At 69.3% G+C, this 19598-nt stretch carries 19 protein-coding genes; 9 read left to right on the top strand and 10 right to left on the bottom strand.

The window, feature by feature from the left end; all coding sequences use genetic code 11:
* The first annotated feature begins 124 nt into the window (after positions 1 to 124).
* The 4 genes from AL346_RS07295 to AL346_RS07310 are packed head-to-tail and all read left to right on the top strand — an operon-like array spanning position 125 to position 4014.
* Entirely contained in the window at positions 125 to 2074 is a 1950-nt protein-coding gene (locus tag AL346_RS07295) for an ABC transporter permease (protein WP_082312611.1), read from the top strand.
* Positions 2071 to 2844, top strand: a complete 774-nt coding sequence (locus AL346_RS07300) for an ABC transporter ATP-binding protein (RefSeq protein ID WP_019402113.1) — start codon at positions 2071 to 2073, stop codon at positions 2842 to 2844. Before AL346_RS07295 ends, AL346_RS07300 begins: the two co-directional genes overlap by 4 nt.
* Positions 2841 to 3545 (top strand): ABC transporter ATP-binding protein, encoded by a 705-nt coding sequence (locus AL346_RS07305; protein WP_019402114.1) that lies wholly within the window; start codon positions 2841 to 2843, stop codon positions 3543 to 3545. Before AL346_RS07300 ends, AL346_RS07305 begins: the two co-directional genes overlap by 4 nt.
* Before the next feature lie 37 nt (positions 3546 to 3582).
* Positions 3583 to 4014, top strand: a complete 432-nt coding sequence (locus tag AL346_RS07310) for a MarR family winged helix-turn-helix transcriptional regulator (RefSeq protein WP_019402115.1) — start codon at positions 3583 to 3585, stop codon at positions 4012 to 4014.
* Between the two features lie 36 nt (positions 4015 to 4050).
* Here AL346_RS07310 and AL346_RS07315 read toward each other — a convergent pair whose 3' ends face one another.
* On the bottom strand, positions 4051 to 5247 hold the full coding sequence (locus AL346_RS07315) for an amidohydrolase family protein (RefSeq protein WP_019402116.1): 1197 nt from the start codon (positions 5245 to 5247) through the stop codon (positions 4051 to 4053).
* Positions 5248 to 5384: 137 nt separating this feature from the next.
* Between AL346_RS07315 and fdxA the strand changes: the two genes are divergently transcribed.
* From fdxA to AL346_RS07335, 4 genes are all read left to right on the top strand, one after another.
* Positions 5385 to 5714 (top strand): ferredoxin FdxA, encoded by a 330-nt coding sequence (gene fdxA / locus AL346_RS07320; protein WP_019402117.1) that lies wholly within the window; start codon positions 5385 to 5387, stop codon positions 5712 to 5714.
* Positions 5715 to 5856: 142 nt separating this feature from the next.
* Positions 5857 to 6630, top strand: a complete 774-nt coding sequence (locus AL346_RS07325; protein ID WP_019402118.1) for a ferredoxin--NADP reductase — start codon at positions 5857 to 5859, stop codon at positions 6628 to 6630.
* A gap of 159 nt (positions 6631 to 6789) precedes the next feature.
* Entirely contained in the window at positions 6790 to 8199 is a 1410-nt protein-coding gene (argH, locus tag AL346_RS07330) for an argininosuccinate lyase (protein ID WP_019402119.1), read from the top strand.
* Positions 8200 to 8402: 203 nt separating this feature from the next.
* Positions 8403 to 9512: a site-2 protease family protein gene (locus AL346_RS07335; RefSeq protein ID WP_019402120.1), complete on the top strand. Its 1110-nt coding sequence runs from the start codon at positions 8403 to 8405 to the stop codon at positions 9510 to 9512.
* Between the two features lie 4 nt (positions 9513 to 9516).
* On the opposite strand, the gene AL346_RS07340 is transcribed toward AL346_RS07335, so the two are convergent.
* A complete protein-coding gene (locus tag AL346_RS07340) occupies positions 9517 to 10860 on the bottom strand; it encodes a multidrug effflux MFS transporter (RefSeq protein WP_019402121.1) in 1344 nt (447 codons plus the stop codon).
* Positions 10857 to 11309, bottom strand: coding sequence for a MarR family winged helix-turn-helix transcriptional regulator (locus AL346_RS07345; RefSeq protein WP_019402122.1), 453 nt, complete (start codon positions 11307 to 11309; stop codon positions 10857 to 10859). Before AL346_RS07345 ends, AL346_RS07340 begins: the two co-directional genes overlap by 4 nt.
* Positions 11310 to 11513: 204 nt before the next feature.
* On the opposite strand from AL346_RS07345, the gene typA reads away from it, so the two are divergent.
* On the top strand, positions 11514 to 13343 hold the full coding sequence (gene typA / locus AL346_RS07350; protein ID WP_019402123.1) for a translational GTPase TypA: 1830 nt from the start codon (positions 11514 to 11516) through the stop codon (positions 13341 to 13343).
* A 61-nt stretch (positions 13344 to 13404) separates the two neighbouring features.
* Here typA and AL346_RS25000 read toward each other — a convergent pair whose 3' ends face one another.
* The 7 genes from AL346_RS25000 to ubiE form a co-directional block, all read right to left on the bottom strand.
* Entirely contained in the window at positions 13405 to 13566 is a 162-nt protein-coding gene (locus AL346_RS25000; protein WP_019402124.1) for a hypothetical protein, read from the bottom strand.
* Between the two features lie 228 nt (positions 13567 to 13794).
* Positions 13795 to 14781, bottom strand: coding sequence for a cysteine synthase A (cysK, locus tag AL346_RS07355; protein WP_019402125.1), 987 nt, complete (start codon positions 14779 to 14781; stop codon positions 13795 to 13797).
* Positions 14782 to 14902: 121 nt separating this feature from the next.
* Positions 14903 to 15355: an Rrf2 family transcriptional regulator gene (locus AL346_RS07360; protein ID WP_019402126.1), complete on the bottom strand. Its 453-nt coding sequence runs from the start codon at positions 15353 to 15355 to the stop codon at positions 14903 to 14905.
* Between the two features lie 33 nt (positions 15356 to 15388).
* A complete protein-coding gene (gene dut, locus AL346_RS07365; RefSeq protein ID WP_019402127.1) occupies positions 15389 to 15859 on the bottom strand; it encodes a dUTP diphosphatase in 471 nt (156 codons plus the stop codon).
* The gene (gene coaBC / locus AL346_RS07370; protein WP_019402128.1) at positions 15856 to 17064 is read right to left on the bottom strand and encodes a bifunctional phosphopantothenoylcysteine decarboxylase/phosphopantothenate--cysteine ligase CoaBC; all 1209 of its coding nucleotides are present in this window, start codon (positions 17062 to 17064) and stop codon (positions 15856 to 15858) included. The genes dut and coaBC overlap by 4 nt, the downstream gene beginning before the upstream one ends.
* 172 nt (positions 17065 to 17236) lie before the next feature.
* A complete protein-coding gene (gene ubiB, locus AL346_RS07375; protein ID WP_019402129.1) occupies positions 17237 to 18805 on the bottom strand; it encodes a 2-polyprenylphenol 6-hydroxylase in 1569 nt (522 codons plus the stop codon).
* A gap of 7 nt (positions 18806 to 18812) precedes the next feature.
* Positions 18813 to 19571, bottom strand: a complete 759-nt coding sequence (gene ubiE, locus AL346_RS07380) for a bifunctional demethylmenaquinone methyltransferase/2-methoxy-6-polyprenyl-1,4-benzoquinol methylase UbiE (RefSeq protein WP_019402130.1) — start codon at positions 19569 to 19571, stop codon at positions 18813 to 18815.
* Positions 19572 to 19598: the final 27 nt, after the last annotated feature.

Here is a 19598-nt window from a genome sequence, read left to right on the forward strand (position 1 = left end):
CGGTCATCCAGGTGCCCCCTCCCTACCCTCCCCCGCAAGGGGGGAGGGAATGAGCAGCGTCGCTCAGCCCAGCGAACCCCGGCGCAACGACGCCGGGCCTGACCAGAACCAGAGGGTCGCGTCCGTGGAATTCTTCGTCGTCCAGTTCCTGACAGGCCTCGCCAGCGCGGCTTCCCTGTTCCTCGTCGCGTCCGGCCTGTCGATCATCTTCGGCGTCACGCGCATCGTGAACTTCGCCCACGGCGCCTTCTACATGCTCGGCGCCTATGTGGCCTATACGCTCACCGACCGGTTCGAGGGCTTCTTCGGCTTCTGGGGCGGCATCGTCGTCGCGGCCCTCGTCGTCGCGGCCGTCGGCGCGCTGCTGGAGATCGTGCTGCTGCGCCGCATCTATCGCGCGCCGGAGCTGTTCCAGCTGCTCGCGACCTTCGGCGTGACGCTGATGGTGCAGGACCTCGTCGTCATGATCTGGGGCCCGGAGGACCTCGTCGGGCCACGTGCGCCCGGGCTGCGCGGCGCGGTCGATATCCTCGGCCTCGCGGTGCCGACCTACGACCTCTTCCTCATCGTGCTCGGCCCGCTCGTGCTCGGCGGCCTGTGGATCCTCTTCCACCGCACCCGCTGGGGCGTCCTCGTGCGCGCCGCGACCCAGGACCGCGACATGGTGGCGGCCCTCGGCGTCAACCAGACCTGGCTGTTCACCTCGGTCTTCGCGCTCGGCATCTTCCTCGCCGGCCTCGGCGGCGCGCTGCAGATCCCGCGCAACGCCGTCACCCATCTCATGGATCTCTCCATCATCGTCGAGGTCTTCGTCGTCGTCGTCATCGGCGGGCTCGGCAGCGTGCTCGGCGCCTTCATCGCCGCGGTGCTCGTCTCCGAGCTCAACGCCTTCGGCATCCTGATCTTTCCCAAGATCTCGATCGTCCTCGTCTTCCTCGTCATGGCCTGCGTGCTCATCGTGCGGCCGTGGGGCCTGCTCGGGCGCGCCGAAGGCCCGGCCCGCCAGCCGGCCGGGCTCAGCATCCGCCCCTGGCGGCCGATGAGCCAGAACCAGCGCCTCATCATGCTCGCCGTTGTCGTCGCCGCGGGCTTCGCGCCCTTCGTCACCGGCGACTACGCGCTGACGGTGCTGGCCGAGATCGCCGTCTTCGCCCTCTTCGCGGCGAGCCTGCACTTCCTGATGACGGTCGGCGGCCTCGCCTCCTTCGGCCATGCGGCCTATTTCGGCCTCGGCGCCTATGGCGCGGCCTTCGCCACCACCATGTTCGGCATGCCGATGATCGGCTCGCTCCTGCTGGGGCCGCTGCTCGGGGTGGCCGGCGCCATCCTCTTCGGCTGGTTCTGCGTGCGCCTGTCGGGCGTCTATTTCGCCATGCTGACGCTCGCCTTCGCGCAGATCGCCTGGTCCATCGCCTTCCAGTGGGTCGAGGTCACCGGCGGCGACAACGGCATCCTCGGCGTGTGGCCGGCGAGCTGGGCCTCGAGCCCCGCCACCTTCTACTGGCTGGCGCTCGCCGTCTCGGTCATCGGCATCGTGGCGCTCAGGGTGCTCGTCTTCTCACCCTTCGGCTATGCGCTCAGGGCAACGCGCGATTCCGCCCTGCGCTCGGAGGCGATCGGCATTGACCGCTCGCGCGTGCAGTGGGCCGCCTTCGTCATCGCCGGCACCTTCGCGGGCATCGCCGGGGCGCTCTTCGCCTTCCTGAAGGGCAGCGTCTTCCCGGACAACCTCGCCATCCCGATGTCGGTCGACGGGCTCGTCATGGTGCTGCTCGGCGGCATCGAGACGGTGTCGGGGGCCGTCGTCGGCGCCATCGTCTACAAGGCGCTCGCCATCTGGCTCGTCAGCCAGACGGACCTGTCGAAGCTCGTGCTCGGCGCCATCATCGTGCTGCTCGTCGTCGCCTTCCCCAAGGGCATCGTCGGCTTCGCGGAGGACCTCCTGGCCCGCCGCCGCACCCGGGCCGACGACGGCGGCAGCGCGGCGCGGACCGCACCCGCGAAGGCAACCGCCCCGACGTCCGGCAGCGGCGCCGCCCCGATCGCCGCCCCCAAGATGGAGGCCGCACGATGAGCACGCCCATCCTCGAAGTCGAGAACCTGTCGAAGTCCTATGGCGGCGTGCATGCGGTCAGGGGCGTGTCCTTCACCCTCGCCGCCGGCGAGATCCTCGCCCTCATCGGTCCCAACGGCGCCGGCAAGAGCACGTGCTTCAACATGCTCAACGGCCAGATCAGCCGCGACACCGGTTCGGTCAGGATCCTCGGCCGCGACACGGCCGGCCTGCGCCCGCGCGAGATCTGGCGTCTCGGCGTCGGCCGCACCTTCCAGATCACCGCCACCTATCCCTCGATGACGGTGCGCGAGAACGTGCAGGTGGCGCTGCTCTCGCACCACCGCGAGCTCGGCCGCCTGTTCGGCTTCGCCGGCGCGCGCCATCGGGAGGAGGCCGACCGGCTGCTCGGGCTCGTCGGCATGCGCGACCTCGCGGAGCGGCCGTGTGGCGAGCTCGCCTATGGCGACCTGAAGCGCCTCGAGCTCGCCATCGCCCTCGTCAACGAGCCGAGGCTCCTCCTGATGGACGAGCCGACGGCCGGCATGGCGCCGAAGGAGCGCGTCGCGCTGATGCGCCTCACCGCGACGATCGCGCGCGAGCAGTCGATCGGCGTGCTCTTCACCGAACACGACATGGACGTCGTCTTCGAGCATGCGGACCGGATCATGGTGCTGAACCGCGGCAGCCTCATCGCGGGCGGCACGCCGGCCGAGGTGCGCAACAACCCGGACGTCAAGGCCGTCTATCTCGGCGAAGGCAGCGTCTATGGCGGAGAGGCCGCGGCATGAAACTCGAAGTCCACCAGCTCAACAGCTTCTACGGGCCGGCCCATATCCTCTTCGACGTCGACATCAACGTCGGCCCCGGCGAGGTGGTCGCCCTCCTCGGCCGCAACGGCGCCGGCAAGTCCACCACCTTCCGCTCCATCGTCGGGCTCGTCGCCCGGCGCGAGGGGTGCATCCTCTTCGAGGGCGAGGACATCACGGCGCGCCCGACGCACGAGATCGTGCGCCGCGGCCTCGGCTACGTGCCCGAGGACCGGCGCATCTTCACCGAGCTGACGGTGGAGGAGAACCTCATGGTCGGCGAGCAGCCGGAGCGGACGGGCGCCCCCCGCTGGACGCCGGAGAAGCTCTACACGCTCTTTCCCAATCTCGGCGAGATGCGCGGGCGCCTCGGCGGGCGCATGAGCGGCGGCGAGCAGCAGATGCTGACCATCGCCCGCACGCTGATGGGCAACCCCTCCCTCGTCCTCCTCGACGAGCCCTCGGAAGGCCTCGCCCCCAAGATCGTCGAAGAGATGGCGAACGCCATCCTCGCCATGAAGAACGAAGGCCTCAGCATCGTCCTCTCGGAGCAGAACCTGCATTTCGCGCGGCTGATCTCCGACAGGGCCTATATCATCGAGAGCGGGCGCATCCGCTTCGGCGGCACGATCCGCGAGCTCGAGGAGAGCCCCGACATTCGTGACGCTTATCTTGCAGTGTGATAGGCGGCGAGAGATCGCCGCCCGGACCGGAGTATCGATGACCTCAGCCGTTTCGACGCCAGCCTATGTTCTCGACGAGCAGATCGGCTTCATCCTCCGCCAGGTCAGCCAGCGCCACACGACCATCTTCATGACCATGATGGGCGAGGACCTGACGCCGACCCAATGGGCGGCGCTCGCCAAGCTCCACCAGGCCGGCCCGCTGTCGCAGAACCTTCTCGGCCGGCAGACGGCCATGGACGCCGCCACCATCAAGGGCGTCGTCGACCGGCTGACGAAGCGCGGCCTGACCGGGACCAGCCCCGACCCCGACGATGGCCGCCGCCTGCTCGTGGCCCTGACGCCGGAGGGCGAGGCGACCGTCGCACGCTGCCTGCCCCGGGCCGCCGCCATCTCCGAGGAAACGCTGAAGGAACTGAGCGCCGCGGAACGCGCGACGCTGATCGCCCTGCTTCAGAAGATGCTCTGACGCGCTTCCGGCCCCGCGGCCGGAAGCGCGTGCGCCTTACCGCGCCACGATCTCCGGCATGCGCGTCGCCGGCGGCGTGTTGCGGCTGCGCTGCGTGCGCACGATGCCGTCGATGATGGTCATGCCGATGCCCGGCAGGTCGCCGAGGCGCACGGACTCGAGCAGGTCCTTGCCCGCCGAGTGCTGGGCCTTGTCCATCAGCACGAAATCGGCCGCGCGGCCGACCTCGACCAGGCCGCAGTCGAGCTGGCGCATGCGCGCCGTGTTGCCGGTGGCGAAGCAGAAGGCCACCTCCGCCGGCACGTCACCGAGCGAGGAGAGCAGCGAGACCATGCGCAGGATGCCGAGCGGCTGCACGCCGGAGCCCGCCGGCGCATCCGTGCCGAGGATGACGCGGTTGAGGTCGCCCATCTCGCGCGCGATGCGCAAGGTGTAGAGCGCGGCCCGCTCGTTGCCGTTGTGCACCAGCTCGAGGCCGCGCTTGCAGCCCTCACAGATGCAGCGGATCTGGTCGTCCGGCAGGGCCGTGTGGCCGCCGTTGATGTGACCAACGACATCCGTGTCCGCCTCCAGCACCACGTCCTTGTCGATGAGGCCGGAGCCGGGGATGGACGGCCCGCCGGTATGGATGGTCGACTGGATGCCGTACTTGCGGGCCCAGGCCACCATCTTGCGCGCCCTCGGCCCGTCCTTGACGCCGCCGAGGCCGACCTCGCCGAGCAGCTTGACGCCCGCGTCGGCCAGGTCCTTGAAATCCTGCTCCGTCATGTCCGGCTCGATGCAGGGCGCGCCGGCGTGGATCTTCACGCCGCTCGGGCGGAAGGCGGAGAAGGTGCGCTGCGCGTAGATCGCCATGGCCTTGAGGCCGACGACGTCGCGCGGCCGGCCCGGCGTGTGCACCTCGCCGGCCGAGATCATGGTGGTGACGCCGCCGTGCAGGTTGCTGTCGATCCAGTTGAGCTGCTGCTGGCGCGGCGTCCAGTCGCCGGCGACGGGGTGGACGTGGCTGTCGATGAGGCCGGGCGTCAGCACCGTGCCGTTGGCATCGATGACTTCGCTCGCGCCGTCGGTGTCGACGTCCTTCTCGCGGCCGACGGCGGCGATCCGGCCGTCGATCGCGACCACCGTGTCGCCGTCGAGGATCGGCCGCTCGAGATCGCCGCTCAGGATCAGGCCGATGTTGCGAATGACGAGCTTGCCCTTCCCGCCCTGCTGTACCGCATCGTGCGCCATAGGTTCCCTCTCTCCCGTTGCTTCGACCGGCCCCTCGCCGCCCGCGTCGCGACCCGATTGACAAGCCGGATCAGGTGCGCTAATTTGTTAGTATACAAACAATCTAGAGGCGAGCAAGAGCCCTTCCGGAGGTTCGCATGACCTATGTCGTGACCGATGGCTGCATCCGTTGCAAGTACCAGGATTGCGTGGAGGTGTGCCCGGTCGACTGCTTCTACGAGGGGGAGACGATGCTCGTCATCCATCCGGACGAATGCATCGACTGTGGCGTGTGTGAGCCGGAATGTCCGGCCGACGCGATCGTCTCCGACACTGACCCGCGCGCCGACCGCTGGCTGCCCGTCAATGCGAAATATGCCGCGATCTGGCCCAACATCACCGATAAGGGACCGGTCCCGGATGATGCGGACGCGTGGAAAGACGTCCCCGACAAGGAGAAATTTCTATTTAGTACGGAAAAAATGTAAATACTTGCAATTCCGTACGAGATCGTGCAAATAGAAGCTGGTTACCCCTTTTCCCCCGCGCGGCGCCCCGCTATGTGAAGGCGCGGCACTCAACCCCGCGGCACCGGCCGCGACGCAGATCCGGGAGCATGGACGAGAAGCCATGAGCAACTTCAACCAAGAGCGCGTTCTGAGCGTGCATCACTGGACGGACACGCTGTTCTCCTTCACGACGACGCGCGACCCCGGCTTCCGCTTCAAGAACGGCCAGTTCACGATGATCGGCATCGAGGTGGAGGGAAAACCCCTCCTGCGGGCCTACAGCGTCGTGAGCCCCAACTACGACGAGAAGCTGGAGTTCTTCTCCATCAAGGTGCCGGACGGGCCGCTGACCTCCCGCCTGCAGCACCTGAAGGAAGGTGATCCCATCATCGTCGGCCGCAAGGCCACCGGCACCCTCGTGCTCGACAACCTGATGCATGGCCGCAACCTCTACCTGCTCGGCACCGGCACGGGCCTTGCTCCCTTCCTCAGCCTCATCCGCGACCCCGAGACCTACGAGCGCTTCGAGAAGGTCGTCCTCCTGCACGGCTGCCGCCAGGTGTCCGAGCTCGCCTATGGCGAGATGATCACCCGCGACCTGCCGGAGGACGAATTCCTCGGCGAGGAGATCCGCTCGAAGCTGATCTACTATCCGACCGTGACGCGCGAGCCCTTCCGCAACCGCGGCCGCATCACCGATCTCATCACGACCAGCAAGCTCTTCGGCGACATCGGCCTGCCGCCGATCGACGCCGAGAACGACCGCCTGATGCTCTGCGGCAGCCCGCAGATGATCCGCGACCTCAAGATCATCCTCGAGGAGCGCGGCTTCAACGAAGGCAACCACGGCGAGCCGGGCCATTTCGTCATCGAGAAGGCCTTCGCCGAGCGCTGAGCCCGGTCCTGCGTAGCTCTCCTCCCCTGCCTGAGGCGCGGCCGGCGTGAACCTGCCGCGCCTTTTCTTTTACGTCTCTCTCCCGCCTTGCCCCCCGCCCGCTGCTGGCCTATGACGCGCCGATGGCGAAGGGGCGCCAGAAGAAGCGAGCGAGGCGACATGAGCGGCAAGCCGGCAAACGGGCAGGACAAGAACGCCAATGCGATGTGGGGCGGGCGCTTCGCCTCCTCGCCGAGCGCACTCATGGAGGCCATCAACGTCTCCATCGGCTTCGACAGACGCCTCGCCGCGCAGGACATCCGCGGCTCCGTCGCCCATGCCGACATGCTGGCGAAGCAGGGCATCATCTCGGAAGAGGACCGCGACGCCATCCACGACGGGCTGAAGCGCATCCTCGAGGAGATCGAGGGCGGCCACTTCACCTTCTCGACGGCGCTCGAAGACATCCACATGAACGTCGAGGGCCGCCTGCGCGACCTCATCGGCCCGGCCGCCGGGCGCCTGCACACGGCCCGCAGCCGCAACGACCAGGTGGCGACGGACGTGCGCCTGTGGGTGCGCGAGGCGCATGACCGGGCCGACGCCCAGATCACCAACCTCATGGACACGCTGCTCACCCAGGCGGCCGCCCATGCGGAGACGGTGATGCCCGGCTTCACCCATCTGCAGAGCGCCCAGCCCGTCACCTTCGGCCACCACCTCATGGCCTATGTCGAGATGCTGGGGCGCGACCGCTCGCGCATCCGTGACTCGCGCAAGCGCCTCAACGAATGCCCGCTCGGCGCCGCCGCCCTCGCCGGCACCTCCTTCCCCATCGACCGGCACGCAACGGCCGAGGCGCTCGGCTTCGACGGGCCGACGCGCAACTCGCTCGATTCCGTCTCCGACCGGGATTTCATCCTCGAATATCTGTCGATCGCTTCGATCTCGGCCATGCACCTCTCGCGCCTCGCGGAGGAGATCGTGATCTGGATGACGCCGCAGTTCGGCTTCGTGCGCCTGTCGGACCAGTGGACGACCGGCTCCAGCATCATGCCGCAGAAGAAGAATCCGGACGCGGCCGAGCTGGTGCGCGCCAAGCCGGGCCGCATCATCGGCTCGCTGGTGGCGCTGCTCACGGTGATGAAGGGCCTGCCGCTCACCTATTCCAAGGACATGCAGGAGGACAAGGAGCGCCTCTTCGACGCCGCCGACACCTACGAGCTCGTGCTCGCCGCCGTCTCCGGCATGATCGCGGACCTGAAGCCCGTGCCCGAGCGGATGGCGGCGGCGGCCGGCGCCGGCTTCGCCACGGCGACCGATCTCGCCGACTGGCTGGTGCGCGCGCTCGAAATGCCCTTCCGCGACGCCCACCATGTCACCGGGCGCCTCGTCGCCGAGGCCGAGCAGCGCGGCTGCGGCCTGGAAGACCTGTCGCTCGACGTGATGCAGGCGGTGGAGCCGCGCATCACGGACGCGGTCTACGCCGTCCTCGGCGTCGAGAACTCCGTGCGCTCGCGCATGAGCTTCGGCGGCACGGCCCCGGACAACGTGCGCGCGCAGATCGCCTGGTGGCGCGCCCGGCTCTGAGGCGGCGAACAGCACAGGCGGCCGCATTCCCCTCCCCGCCAGCGAAAGGACGGGGAGGGAGGCAGCCCCGACATCGCTCCACCGCTCTCGTCTTTCTTCAAGCGTTCGGCGCCGCGGCCGGGACCATTCGGCCGCATGGCGCGCCCGCCCCGGTTCGTGCTTTCCTGTAGATCGGACGGCCCGATTCTCGGAGGCTCGCGCCCATGCCCTGGTCCATTCACGTCGGCACCATCGCCGGCACCGCGGTGCGCATCCACGTCACCTTCCTGCTCTTCCTGGCGTGGATCGGCTTCGCGCAATGGCGCCTCGGCGGGCCCGCCGCTGCCGCTGACAGCGTCCTCTTCATCGCGCTCCTGTTCCTGTGCGTGCTGCTCCACGAGTTCGGCCACGTGCTCGCCGCCCGGCGCTACGGCGTGCGCACGCCGCACATCACGCTCTTTCCGATCGGCGGCGTCGCGAGCCTCGAGCGCATCCCGGAAAAGCCGGGCGAAGAGCTCGTCGTCGCCGTGGCGGGGCCGGCGGTCAACGTCGTCATCGCCCTCGTACTGGTCATCATCCTCGGCGCCACCGTCGACCTGACGGACATGGCGCGCCTCGAGGATCCGCGCGTCAGCCTGCTCGCGCGTCTCGCCGGGGCCAACATCATCCTCGTCCTCTTCAACATGATCCCGGCCTTTCCCATGGACGGCGGCCGGGTGCTGCGGGCGCTGCTCGCCATGCGGGTCGGCTTCTCGCGGGCGACGCAGCTTGCCGCCACCATCGGCCAGGGCTTCGCCTTCCTCCTCGGCTTCGCCGGCCTCTTCCTCAACCCGCTCCTCATCTTCATCGCCATCTTCGTCTATCTCGCCGCCTCCTCGGAGGCCGAGCACGTCGCCTTCCGCGACGTCACCCGCGGCCTGCCGGTCGGCGAGGCGATGATCACGCAGTTCGAGGTGCTCGGCCCGCAGAGCTCGCTCGACGATGCCGTCGAGACCATGATCCGCACGTCCCAGAAGGAATTCCCGGTGGTCGACGGCGGCGGGCACCTGCGCGGCATCCTGACGCGCGACGCCCTCGTCATGGCGCTCAGGAACCACGGCGCCGCATCGCCCGTCATCGAGGTCATGAATGCCGAGGTGCCGACGATCCACTACCGCCAGCCGCTCGAGGCCGCCTTCCGTAAGCTCAACGAGGCCAAGGCCCCGGCCCTGGGCGTGCTCGACGGCAACGACCGGCTCGTCGGCCTGCTCACGGCGGAGAACATCGGCGAGATGATGCTGGTGCGCTCCGTGCAGCCGGAATGGCGCTTCGGCCACCGCAACCCGCGCGCCTGACCGATCAGGTGCGGGCGTCCTCCCGCGCCGTCCGGGGTTCGCGCGGGCGCGCCTCCTCCAGCAGCATGGCCTCCTCCGCGCCCGTGCCGACGATGCCTGCGGGGTCGGCAGCCGCCATCAGATCCTCGGCTGCGGGAGGGGCTGCGCGCAGCGGACGCGGTGCGAGGCCGGCATGGGCGGCGGCCGCGAGGACACCCATGATGGGCAAGACCGTCGTCATGGCGACGAAGGGATCGGCGAAGAACGCCGCGCCGACCGCCGAGCCGACGAGCCCGCCGCCGATCTGCATGAAGCCCGTCATGGCCGCCGCGGCTCCGGCGATATGCGGAAAGCCGGCGAGCGCATTGGTCGTCACCCCGGGCATGACGAGGGCGATGCCGAAGGCCCACAGCGCCACCGGCACCATGACGGTGGCAAAGCTCGGCGGCAGCAGCCTCAGGCCCACCGCGAACCAGAGGGCGGCTGAGAGCGAGAAGACGAGGCCGGCCGAGATGAGGCGGCTCGCCTCGAAGCGGCGCAGCAGCCGCCCGACGATCACCGTGCCGATGGTATAGGCGCCGGTCTGGCACAGCATCGACAGGCCGAAACCCGTCGGCGTCAGGCCCACCCGGTCGATCATGACGAAGGGCAGCATGGAGGCGAGGGTATAGAGCCCGCCGGTGGTGAGGCCGAGGACGAGGCCCGCGCGCAGGAAGCGCCGGTCGCGCAGGAGAACGCCGTAGCTCGTCAGCATGCGGGCCGGGCGCGCCAGCGCCCTGTCGGGCGCAAGGTTCGTCTCGCGCGTCGCGAGGGCGAGCGTGAGGACCACGGCGAGGCCGTAGACGACCATGATGACGAAGAGGGCGTGCCAGCCGAAGGCGCTCGCCGTCATGCCGCCGAGCGTCGGCGAGACGGCGGGGCCGACGGCGAGCATCAGGCCGATCAGGTTCATGATGCGGGCCGAGGTCTGGCCCGTGAACTGGTCGCGCACGATGGCGCGCGAGATGGCGACGCCGGCCGCCACGCCGACGCCCTGCAGCGCCCGGCCGGCGAGCAGCCAGCCGATGCTCGGCGACCAGGCGGCAACGAGGCTGCCGGCCAGGTAGATGGAGAAGAAGCCGATGGCCACCGGGCGCCGTCCATAGGCATCGGAGAGCGGCCCGCAGACGAGCTGGGCGAAGGCGAAGCCGAAGAAATAGACCGTCAGCGTCAGGTTGATCGCCGCCGGCGTCGTGCCGAAGGCCCCGACCAGCGCCGGCATCGCGGGGGTATAGAGCGCCAGGCTCACCGGCCCGAGCGCCACGATGAAGGCGCCGATGACGGCCGTGCGCATCTCGCTCATCATCGGCGCGGCGGCGGACGGCTTCATGCCCCCTCTCCGCCGCTGCGGCTGCAGAGATTGCTGCGCATGCGGTCGAGCAGCCGGCGCATGGTCTCGATCTCCTCCTGCGAGAAGTCGCGCGTCGCGTCCTCGCGCGCCCGCGTCAGCACGACCTTGATCTCCTCCACGAGCGGCAGGGCCGCCGGGGTGAGCTGCACCGTCTTGGCGCGCCGGTCCTCCGGATCGGGAGCACGAGCCACCAGTCCGCGCGCCTCCAGCCGATCGATGAAGCCGACGAGCGTCATGGGCTCCACGCTCATGCGCTCGGCGAGGTGGCTCTGGCGGATGGGCGCGAAATGGCTGACGAAGACGAGGGCGCGCGCCTCGCCCGGCGTGAGGCCGAGGCCCACCTCCTCCATGGCGCGGTCGAACCGCGCGCGCAGGAGGCGCGCCGCATCCGTCAGGAGGAAACCGAAGGTGGCTGGGCCGGTTCTCATGGGTCACCTTAATATAAGGACACCTTACTAAATCGTCGTCAAAGGTCAAGGAGCTGCTGCGCTGCAACAGACTTTCCGTTGCCGTTTGACGCACATCGGATTATAGGAACCGCGTGCCAGTGCGCGTGGGCAGCGCGCGCTGTCTCATCCGCTTCGCAATTTCGTGTCATGAGCCGGGCCCCATCCGCCGCGGCAGGAGTTTTCATGCAGCTGCGCAATATCGCCATCATCGCCCACGTCGACCACGGCAAGACGACCCTCGTGGACAAGCTGCTCGCCCAGTCCGGCGCCTTCCGCGAGAACCAGCGCGTGGCCGAGCGCGTGATGGATTCGAACGACCTCGAGAAGGAGCGCGGCATCACGATTCTTGCCAAGGCGACCTCGGTCGTCTGGAAGGGCACGCGCATCAACATCGTCGACACGCCCGGCCACGCCGACTTCGGCGGCGAGGTGGAGCGCATCCTCAACATGGTGGACGGCGCCATCGTGCTCGTCGACGCCGCCGAGGGCCCGATGCCGCAGACGAAGTTCGTCGTCGGCAAGGCGCTCAAGATCGGCCTGCGCCCCATCGTCGCCATCAACAAGGTCGACCGGCCGGATGCGCGGGCGCAGGAAGTGATCAACGAGGTCTTCGACCTCTTCGCCGCCCTCGACGCCACCGACGAGCAGCTCGACTTCCCCATCCTCTACGGCTCGGGCCGCGACGGCTGGATGGCGGCCTCGCCCGAGGGCCCGAAGGAGGACGGCCTTGCGCCGCTCTTCGACCTCGTGCTCGACCACGTGCCCCCGCCGACCGTCGAGGACGGCGCCTTCCGCATGCTCGGCACCATCCTCGAGGCCAACCCCTTCCTCGGCCGCATCGTCACCGGCCGCATCTCGGCGGGGCAGGTGAAGCCGAACCAGGCGATCAAGGTCATCGATCGCGACGGCAAGGTCATCGAGCAGGGCCGCGTCTCGAAGATCCTCGCCTTCCGCGGCATCGAGCGCCAGCCGATCGATCTGGGCGAGGCGGGCGACATCGTCTCCATCGCCGGGCTCGAGAAGGGCACGGTAGCCGACACCTTCTGCGCGCCGGAGGCCGACACGCCCCTGCCGGCCCAGCCGATCGACCCCCCGACCGTCACCATGTCCTTCCTCGTCAACGATTCGCCGCTCGCCGGCACCGAGGGCGACAAGGTGACGAGCCGCATGATCCGCGACCGTCTGTTCAAGGAGGCCGAGGGCAACGTCACGCTGAAGATCGAGGAATCGTCCGACAAGGATTCCTTCTTCGTCTCCGGCCGCGGCGAACTGCAGCTCGCCATCCTCATCGAGACCATGCGCCGCGAGGGCTTCGAACTCGCGGTGTCGCGCCCGCGTGTCGTCTTCAAGAAGGACGAGGCCACGGGCGAGACGCTGGAGCCGATCGAGGAGGTCGTCATCGACGTCGACGAGGAGCACTCGGGCGTCGTCGTGCAGAAGATGTCCGAGCGCAAGGCGGACATGATCGAGATGCGCCCCTCCGGCGGCAACCGGCTGCGCCTCGTCTTCCACGCCCCGACGCGCGGCCTCATCGGCTACCAGTCGGAGCTGATGACGGACACGCGTGGCACCGCGATCATGAACCGGCTGTTCCACGCCTACGCCCCCTACAAGGGCGAGATCGCCGGCCGGCGCAACGGCGTCCTCATCTCGAACGACGCCGGCGAGGCCGTGGCCTATGCGCTGTGGAACCTCGAGGACCGCGGCCCGATGATGATCGAGCCCGGCTGGAAGGTGTACCAGGGCATGATCGTCGGCGAGCACACGCGCGACAACGACCTCGAGGTCAACGTGCTCAAGGGCAAGAAGCTCACCAACATCCGCACCACGTCGAAGGACGAGGCCGTGCGCCTGACGCCGCCGATCCGCATGACGCTGGAGCGGGCGCTCGCCTGGATCCAGGACGACGAGCTCGTCGAGGTGACGCCGAAGTCCATCCGCCTGCGCAAGACCCTGCTCGACCCCAACGACCGCAAGCGCGCCGAGCGCGCCAAGGAAGCGGCGGCGGGCTGACGCCGACAAATGGAAAGGGCGCCGAAGGCGCCCTTTTTCATGTCCGCTTGAGAGGCGGCGCTCACATGTCCGGCCCGATGCTCACGTCGCTCTCCGGGACGATCGCGACATGCTCGCCGGCCCCGCGCAGCAGGCTCACCGCCGAGCGCGGCAGCCGGTCCTGCGTCGCGTAGGCCGCGGCGAAGAACACGAACATCGAGAGAAGGGCGAGGCGGCGGTACATGGTTCGGCTCCCGGTGCCCGGCGCCGCATCGGCGCGTCAGGCAGGGACAAGATGCGCCGAACCGGAACGGGCCGGCGTGCGCCCCCGCACGCGGCGGGGCCCGCCGAAGCCGAACAAGCAAAAGGGCGGCCACATGGCCGCCCCTGAGCTTCGCAAGCCAATCGAAAGAGGGCCTCTCGAAGGGCGCCGAGATTCCCTCTCCCCGCTCGCGGGGAGAGGGAATGAAGATCACAGCCCCTCGAACAGCGCCGTCGAGAGATAGCGCTCGGCGAAGGAGGGGATGATGATGACGATGGTCTTGCCGGCACTGTCCGGGCGCGACGCGATCTCGAGCGCCGCGGCCACCGCCGCTCCCGAGGAGATGCCGACCGGGATGCCCTCGAGGCGGGCGACGAGGCGCGCGGTGTCGAAGGCCGTCTGGTTGCCCACGGTCACCACCTCGTCGATGACCGAGCGGTCGAGCACCTGCGGCACGAAGCCGGCGCCGATGCCCTGGATCTTGTGCGGGCCGGGCTGGCCGCCGGAGAGCACGGGCGAATCCTCCGGCTCCACCGCGACGACGCGCAGGGAGGGCTTGCGCGGCTTCAGCACCTGGCCGACGCCGGTGATGGTGCCGCCGGTGCCGACGCCGGAGACGAAGATGTCCACCTCGCCGTTGGTGTCGTTCCAGACCTCTTCGGCGGTGGTGCGCCGGTGGATGGCCGGATTGGCCGGGTTGGCGAACTGCTGCGGGATGATGGAGCCGGGGATCTCGTTCTTCAGCTCCTCGGCGCGGTTGACGGCGCCGCGCATGCCCTGGGGGCCGGGGGTGAGCACGAGCTCGGCGCCGAGCAAAGCGAGCATCTTGCGCCGCTCGATCGACATCGTCTCCGGCATGACGAGGATGAGGCGATAGCCGCGCGCGGCGGCGACGAAGGCGAGCGCGATGCCGGTATTGCCCGAGGTCGGCTCGATCAGCGTCGCGCCCGGCCTGATGAGGCCGCGCTCCTCGAGGTCGTCGATCATGCTGACGCCGATGCGGTCCTTCACGCTCGCGATCGGATTGAAGAACTCGAGCTTGGCGAGGAGGTTGGCCTTGACGCCCTTGTCCTTCGCCAGCCGGTCGAGCCGCACCAGGGGCGTGTCGCCGATCGTCTCGGTGATCGAATTGTAGATCCGCCCGCGGCCGGGCACGTGCTGCTTGTCCGCGGCGGGCTTGGCGGCTGGTTCGGCCATGATCTCGTCTCCACCCTTCTGCCGGCCTGCCGCAGAAGTGAAAGGCAGGCCAGGCGATTGAACCTCAGCCCCGATAGCATATTTACACAAAGACTGTCGATAATATTCCTATATTCACATTCTATATCGTAAAATCGACCGATGACGGCACGAGCCCGAAGACCGCGGCCTCCTCGGCGCGTCGGCACAGGTCTTCGACCGTCGATTCGTCGAGGATCCTGAGAAAGGCCTCCCCGGCATCACGCACCACCGGCCCGACGACGAGGTCGACGAGGGCGGATTCCGGCACGGGCGGCAGCGATTCCTCCGTCGAGGTCGCCATCGCCGCCCGCACGATCTCGCCGGCGGTGATGCGGCGGCGCTCGCGCGCGAGTTCATAGCCGCCGCGCGGTCCCCGCACTCCCTTGAGGATGCCGGCCCGCACGAGCTGCTGCAGCACCGTCTCGAGATGGCGCGGCGGCAGGTTGTGACGGGCCGCGAGCAGCTTCGCCGCCACCGGGCTCGGCCGGGCGTGGATGGCCACGTCGACCACGGCGGCGATGGCGAGAAGGCTGCGCCGGGAGAGCAGGATCATTGTCGTCGTTCCTCTTCGTCTGCTTCTCGCGGGTCACACGCCGGTCGACCCGAAACCGCCGGCGCCACGCTCCGTCGCGCCGAGCCGGTCGACTTCCGCGAACCGGACCTGCCGCACGGGCGCGACGACCAGCTGTGCAATGCGCATGCCGCGGCTCACCGTAAAATCCGCTGCACCCGTGTTGATCAGAATAACACCGATCTCGCCGCGGTAATCCGCATCCACGGTCCCCGGCGCGTTGAGAACGGTCACGCCGTGCTTCAGGGCAAGGCCGGAGCGTGGCCGCACCTGCGCCTCGTAGCCCGGGGGCAACGCCATCGCGAAACCCGTGGGCACGAGCGCGCGGCCGCCGGGCGGCAGCGTCACCGGCCCATCGGCGGGTACGGCTGCCATCAGATCGAGCCCCGCGGCATGCGCGCTCTCGTAGCGCGGCAGCGGCAGGTCGCCCGCATGCGGCAGGCGCACGACCTCGACGAGCGGTTCGGCAGGCGGCGTCGGTGTCATGCGGATCCCTTCGGCATGGCGGCGGCGATGCGGGCCACGAGCCGGCGCGCCACCTCGTCCTTGTCCATGGTCGGCCAGTCCTCGACGCCTTCGCCGGTGACGAGATGCACCGTGTTGCGCGTGCCGCCCATCACCCCCGTGCCGGGGCCGACGTCATTGGCGACGATCCAGTCGCAGCCCTTGCGCAGGCGCTTCTGGCGGGCATGCTCCACCACCTTCTCCGTCTCGGCCGCAAAGCCGACGACGAGGCCGGGCCGCTGCTCGGCACGATGCGCGATGGTGGCGAGGATGTCGGGGTTCTCGACGAGGGCGAGCTGGGGGATGCCCTTGCCGTTCTTCTTCATCTTCTGAGCGGCTTCGCCGGCCGTGCGCCAGTCCGCCACCGCCGCGGCGAAGACCGCGGCATCGGCCGGCAGCGCCGCCTCGACCGCCGCCAGCATCTCGCGGGCGGTCTCGACCTCCACCGTCGTCACCCCCGCGGGCGGGGCGATGGCGACCGGCCCGGACACGAGCGTCACCCGCGCCCCGGCGGCAGCCGCGGCTGCGGCGATGGCGTGCCCCTGGCGCCCGGAGGAGCGGTTGGCGATGTAGCGCACGGGATCGATCGGCTCGTGCGTCGGCCCCGACGTGACGAGGACGTGGCGGCCGGCGAGCGGCAGGTCCGCACCGCCGAGAAGCCGCTCGACGGCGGCCAGGATCTCCATCGGCTCGGCCATGCGGCCGGGGCCGAACTCGCCGCGCTCGGCCATCGCCCCCTCGTTCGGCCCCACGACGGCGACGCCATCGGCTTCGAGGAGCGCCATGTTGCGGCGCGTGGCCGGGTGCTGCCACATGCGCGGGTTCATCGCCGGGGCGACGAGGACCGGCTTGTCGGTGGCAAGAAGCGCCGTCGAGGCGAGATCGTCGGCATGGCCGCCCGCCATCTTGGCGAGAAGGTCGGCCGTCGCCGGCGCGACGACGAGGAGGTCGGCCGAGCGCGACAATTCGATATGGCCGATGTCCGCCTCGTCGGTCAGCGAGAAGAGGTCGGTGAAGGTGCGCTCGCGCGACAGGCTGGCGACGGAGAGCGGCGTGATGAATTCCGCCCCGCCCTTCGTCAGGATCGCACGCACGGAATAGCCTCGCTCCTTCAGGCGGCGGATGAGATCGAGCGACTTGTAGGCCGCGATGCCGCCACCGATGATGAGAAGGATACGCTTGGTCACGCGCCGCTCCCGTCGAGGATCGATCCGGCGCCGGGCGCTTGGGCGAGCGAGGCCGGCGCGGCGCGACGCGCAAACTAGCGCGTCGTGCACAGCACGCAAACAGTTCAGCGCGCCATGGAAGCCCTCGGCACGGAAATGAAGTATCAACCTTAACGTGCAGAGTGGCGGATTTTCAGCCGCCGAGCCACATGGCGGCCAGGATGGCCGCGATGACCCACAGCGCCAGGTTGCCCCAGCGGGCGCGGCGGGCCTCGGCGCGGCCGATGTCGGCGACGCTTTCCGGCGCGAGCAGGAAGCCGCGCTCGCCGGCGATCTCGAGCTGCTCGACGATGCGCTCGCCGCGGTTGAGGATCGACGGCAGGTGCCCGGCGAAGCCCGCGATCGACAAAGCGCCGCGCCCGGCCTCCTCCAGCCGGCCGACGGGGCCGAGGTTGCGCTCGATCCACTGGCGCACGACCGGGTCGGCCGTCGACCACATGTCGAGGCGCGGGTCGAGCGAGCGCGCCACGCCCTCGACCACCACCATGGTCTTCTGCAGCATCACGAGCTCGGTGCGCGTGTTCATGTCGAACAGCGCCGTGATCTCGAAGAGCAGCGTCAGGAGCTTCGCCATCGAGATTTCGTCGGCGCGCCGGTCGTGGATCGGCTCGCCGATGGCGCGGATGGCCTGGGCGAAATCCGCGATGCTGTGGTGGCGCGGCACGTAGCCCGCCTCGAAATGCACCTCCGCCACGCGGCGGTAGTTGCGCGTGATGAAGCCGAGGAGGATCTCCGCAAGGAAGCGCCGCTCCTTGTGGCCGAGCCGGCCCATGATGCCGCAGTCGACCGCGACGAGCCGCCCCTCGGGATCGACGAAGAGATTGCCGGGATGCATGTCGGCATGGAAGAAGCCGTCGCGCAGCGCCTGGCGCAGGAAGGACTGGATGACCGTGCGCGCCAGCACCACGCGGTCGTGGCCGGCGGCGACCAGCGCCGCCATGTCCGACAGCGGCGTGCCGTCCACCCACTCGCTCGTCATCACGTCGCGGGCGGTGAGGTCCCACTTCACGTCCGGCACGCGGAAGTCGATGTCGTCGCGGGTGTTCTCGCCGAGCTCCGACAGCGCCGCTGCCTCGAGCCTCAGGTCCATCTCCATGGCGACCGAGCGCGCCAGCGTCTCCACCACCTCGATGGGCCTGAGGCGCCGCATGGACGGGAACAGGCGCTCTGCCATGGCGGCGGCAAAGCGCATGGAGGCGAGATCACGCGCGAAGCGCTCGCGCACCCCCGGCCGCAGCACCTTGACCGCGACCGTCAGCGCTCCCTCGCCCTCGCCGATGCGCGCCTTGTGCACCTGGGCGATGGAGGCCGCGGCGAGCGCCGGGCCGAAGTCGCTGAACAGCCTGTCGATCGGCACATCGAAGGCTTCCTCGATGGTGCGCACCGCCTCCTCGCGCGGAAAGGGCGGCAGCCGGTCCTGCAGGCTCTCGAGATCGGCCGCCGCGCGCACGCCGACGACGTCGGGCCGCGTCGCCAGGAACTGGCCGAACTTGACGTAGGAGGGCCCGAGCCGCGTCATCGCCGCCGCAAGGCGCGAACCGCTCTCGCGCGCGCCGCGCCGCTCGACGGTGCGGCCGAGCGAGATCATGAGGCGCATCGCCGGCGGCAGCGGGGCGACGTCGGTCAGGGAGAGCGCCCCTTCGCGCGCCAGCACGAAGCCGACGCGGGCGAGCCTGAAGCAGTGGACGAGCGCTGAGATCACGACCGCCTCAGATCTTCCAGCCGGAATGCAGGGCGACGATGCCGCCCGTCATCGGCCGGGCCGTGACGCGCACGAAGCCCGCTTCCTCGATCATGCCGGCGAAGGTGCGGGCGTTGGGGAACTTGCGGATCGATTCGACGAGATAGCGGTAGGGCTCGCCGTCACCCGTCACCATGCGGCCCATCGTCGGGATGACGTTGAAGGAATAGGCGTCGTAGATCGCATCGAGCACCGGCACGTCGACCCGGCTGAACTCGAGGCACAGGAAGCGGCCGCCGCGCTTCAGCACGCGGTGCGCCTCCTTCAGGGCAAGTTCGATGCGCGGCACGTTGCGGATGCCGAAGGCGATCGTATAGGCGTCGAAGCTGCGGTCCGGAAAGGGCAGGCTCTCGGCATTGCCCTGCACGAACTCGATGTCGTGCGCATGGCGCGCCGCCGCCCGGTCGCGCCCGACGGCGAGCATCTCGCCATTGATGTCGAGCACCGTGACCTTGGTGCCCGGCCCGCCGGCGTCGCTCACGCGGAAGGCGACGTCACCGGTGCCGCCGGCGACGTCGAGATGGTGGAAGGGCCGGTGCCGCGGCGGGCGCAGCGTGGAGATGAGCGCATCCTTCCACGCCCGGTGCAGGCCGGCCGACATGAGGTCGTTCATCAGGTCGTAGCGGCCGGCGACCTTGTGAAAGACATCGTCGACGAGGCGCTGCTTGTCCGTGAGCCTCACGTTCGAGAAGCCGAAATGCGTGTCTTCGTCGCGCGCTGCCGTCATCGTCCCACCTATCGAACGCCGGGACCA

It is taken from the genome of Chelatococcus sp. CO-6, assembly GCF_001271345.1.
In the GTDB taxonomy this organism is placed as follows: domain Bacteria; phylum Pseudomonadota; class Alphaproteobacteria; order Rhizobiales; family Beijerinckiaceae; genus Chelatococcus_A; species Chelatococcus_A caeni.

Coding starts and splice junctions, on each gene's coding strand:
- AL346_RS07300 (WP_019402113.1), top strand. CDS start 2,071: ATGAGCACGCCCATCCTCGAAGTCGAGAACCTGTCGAAGTCCTATGGC.
- AL346_RS07305 (WP_019402114.1), top strand. CDS start 2,841: ATGAAACTCGAAGTCCACCAGCTCAACAGCTTCTACGGGCCGGCCCAT.
- AL346_RS07310 (WP_019402115.1), top strand. CDS start 3,583: ATGACCTCAGCCGTTTCGACGCCAGCCTATGTTCTCGACGAGCAGATC.
- AL346_RS07315 (WP_019402116.1), bottom strand. CDS start 5,247: ATGGCGCACGATGCGGTACAGCAGGGCGGGAAGGGCAAGCTCGTCATT.
- fdxA (WP_019402117.1), top strand. CDS start 5,385: ATGACCTATGTCGTGACCGATGGCTGCATCCGTTGCAAGTACCAGGAT.
- AL346_RS07325 (WP_019402118.1), top strand. CDS start 5,857: ATGAGCAACTTCAACCAAGAGCGCGTTCTGAGCGTGCATCACTGGACG.
- argH (WP_019402119.1), top strand. CDS start 6,790: ATGAGCGGCAAGCCGGCAAACGGGCAGGACAAGAACGCCAATGCGATG.
- AL346_RS07335 (WP_019402120.1), top strand. CDS start 8,403: ATGCCCTGGTCCATTCACGTCGGCACCATCGCCGGCACCGCGGTGCGC.
- AL346_RS07340 (WP_019402121.1), bottom strand. CDS start 10,860: ATGAAGCCGTCCGCCGCCGCGCCGATGATGAGCGAGATGCGCACGGCC.
- AL346_RS07345 (WP_019402122.1), bottom strand. CDS start 11,309: ATGAGAACCGGCCCAGCCACCTTCGGTTTCCTCCTGACGGATGCGGCG.
- typA (WP_019402123.1), top strand. CDS start 11,514: ATGCAGCTGCGCAATATCGCCATCATCGCCCACGTCGACCACGGCAAG.
- AL346_RS25000 (WP_019402124.1), bottom strand. CDS start 13,566: ATGTACCGCCGCCTCGCCCTTCTCTCGATGTTCGTGTTCTTCGCCGCG.
- cysK (WP_019402125.1), bottom strand. CDS start 14,781: ATGGCCGAACCAGCCGCCAAGCCCGCCGCGGACAAGCAGCACGTGCCC.
- AL346_RS07360 (WP_019402126.1), bottom strand. CDS start 15,355: ATGATCCTGCTCTCCCGGCGCAGCCTTCTCGCCATCGCCGCCGTGGTC.
- dut (WP_019402127.1), bottom strand. CDS start 15,859: ATGACACCGACGCCGCCTGCCGAACCGCTCGTCGAGGTCGTGCGCCTG.
- ubiE (WP_019402130.1), bottom strand. CDS start 19,571: ATGACGGCAGCGCGCGACGAAGACACGCATTTCGGCTTCTCGAACGTG.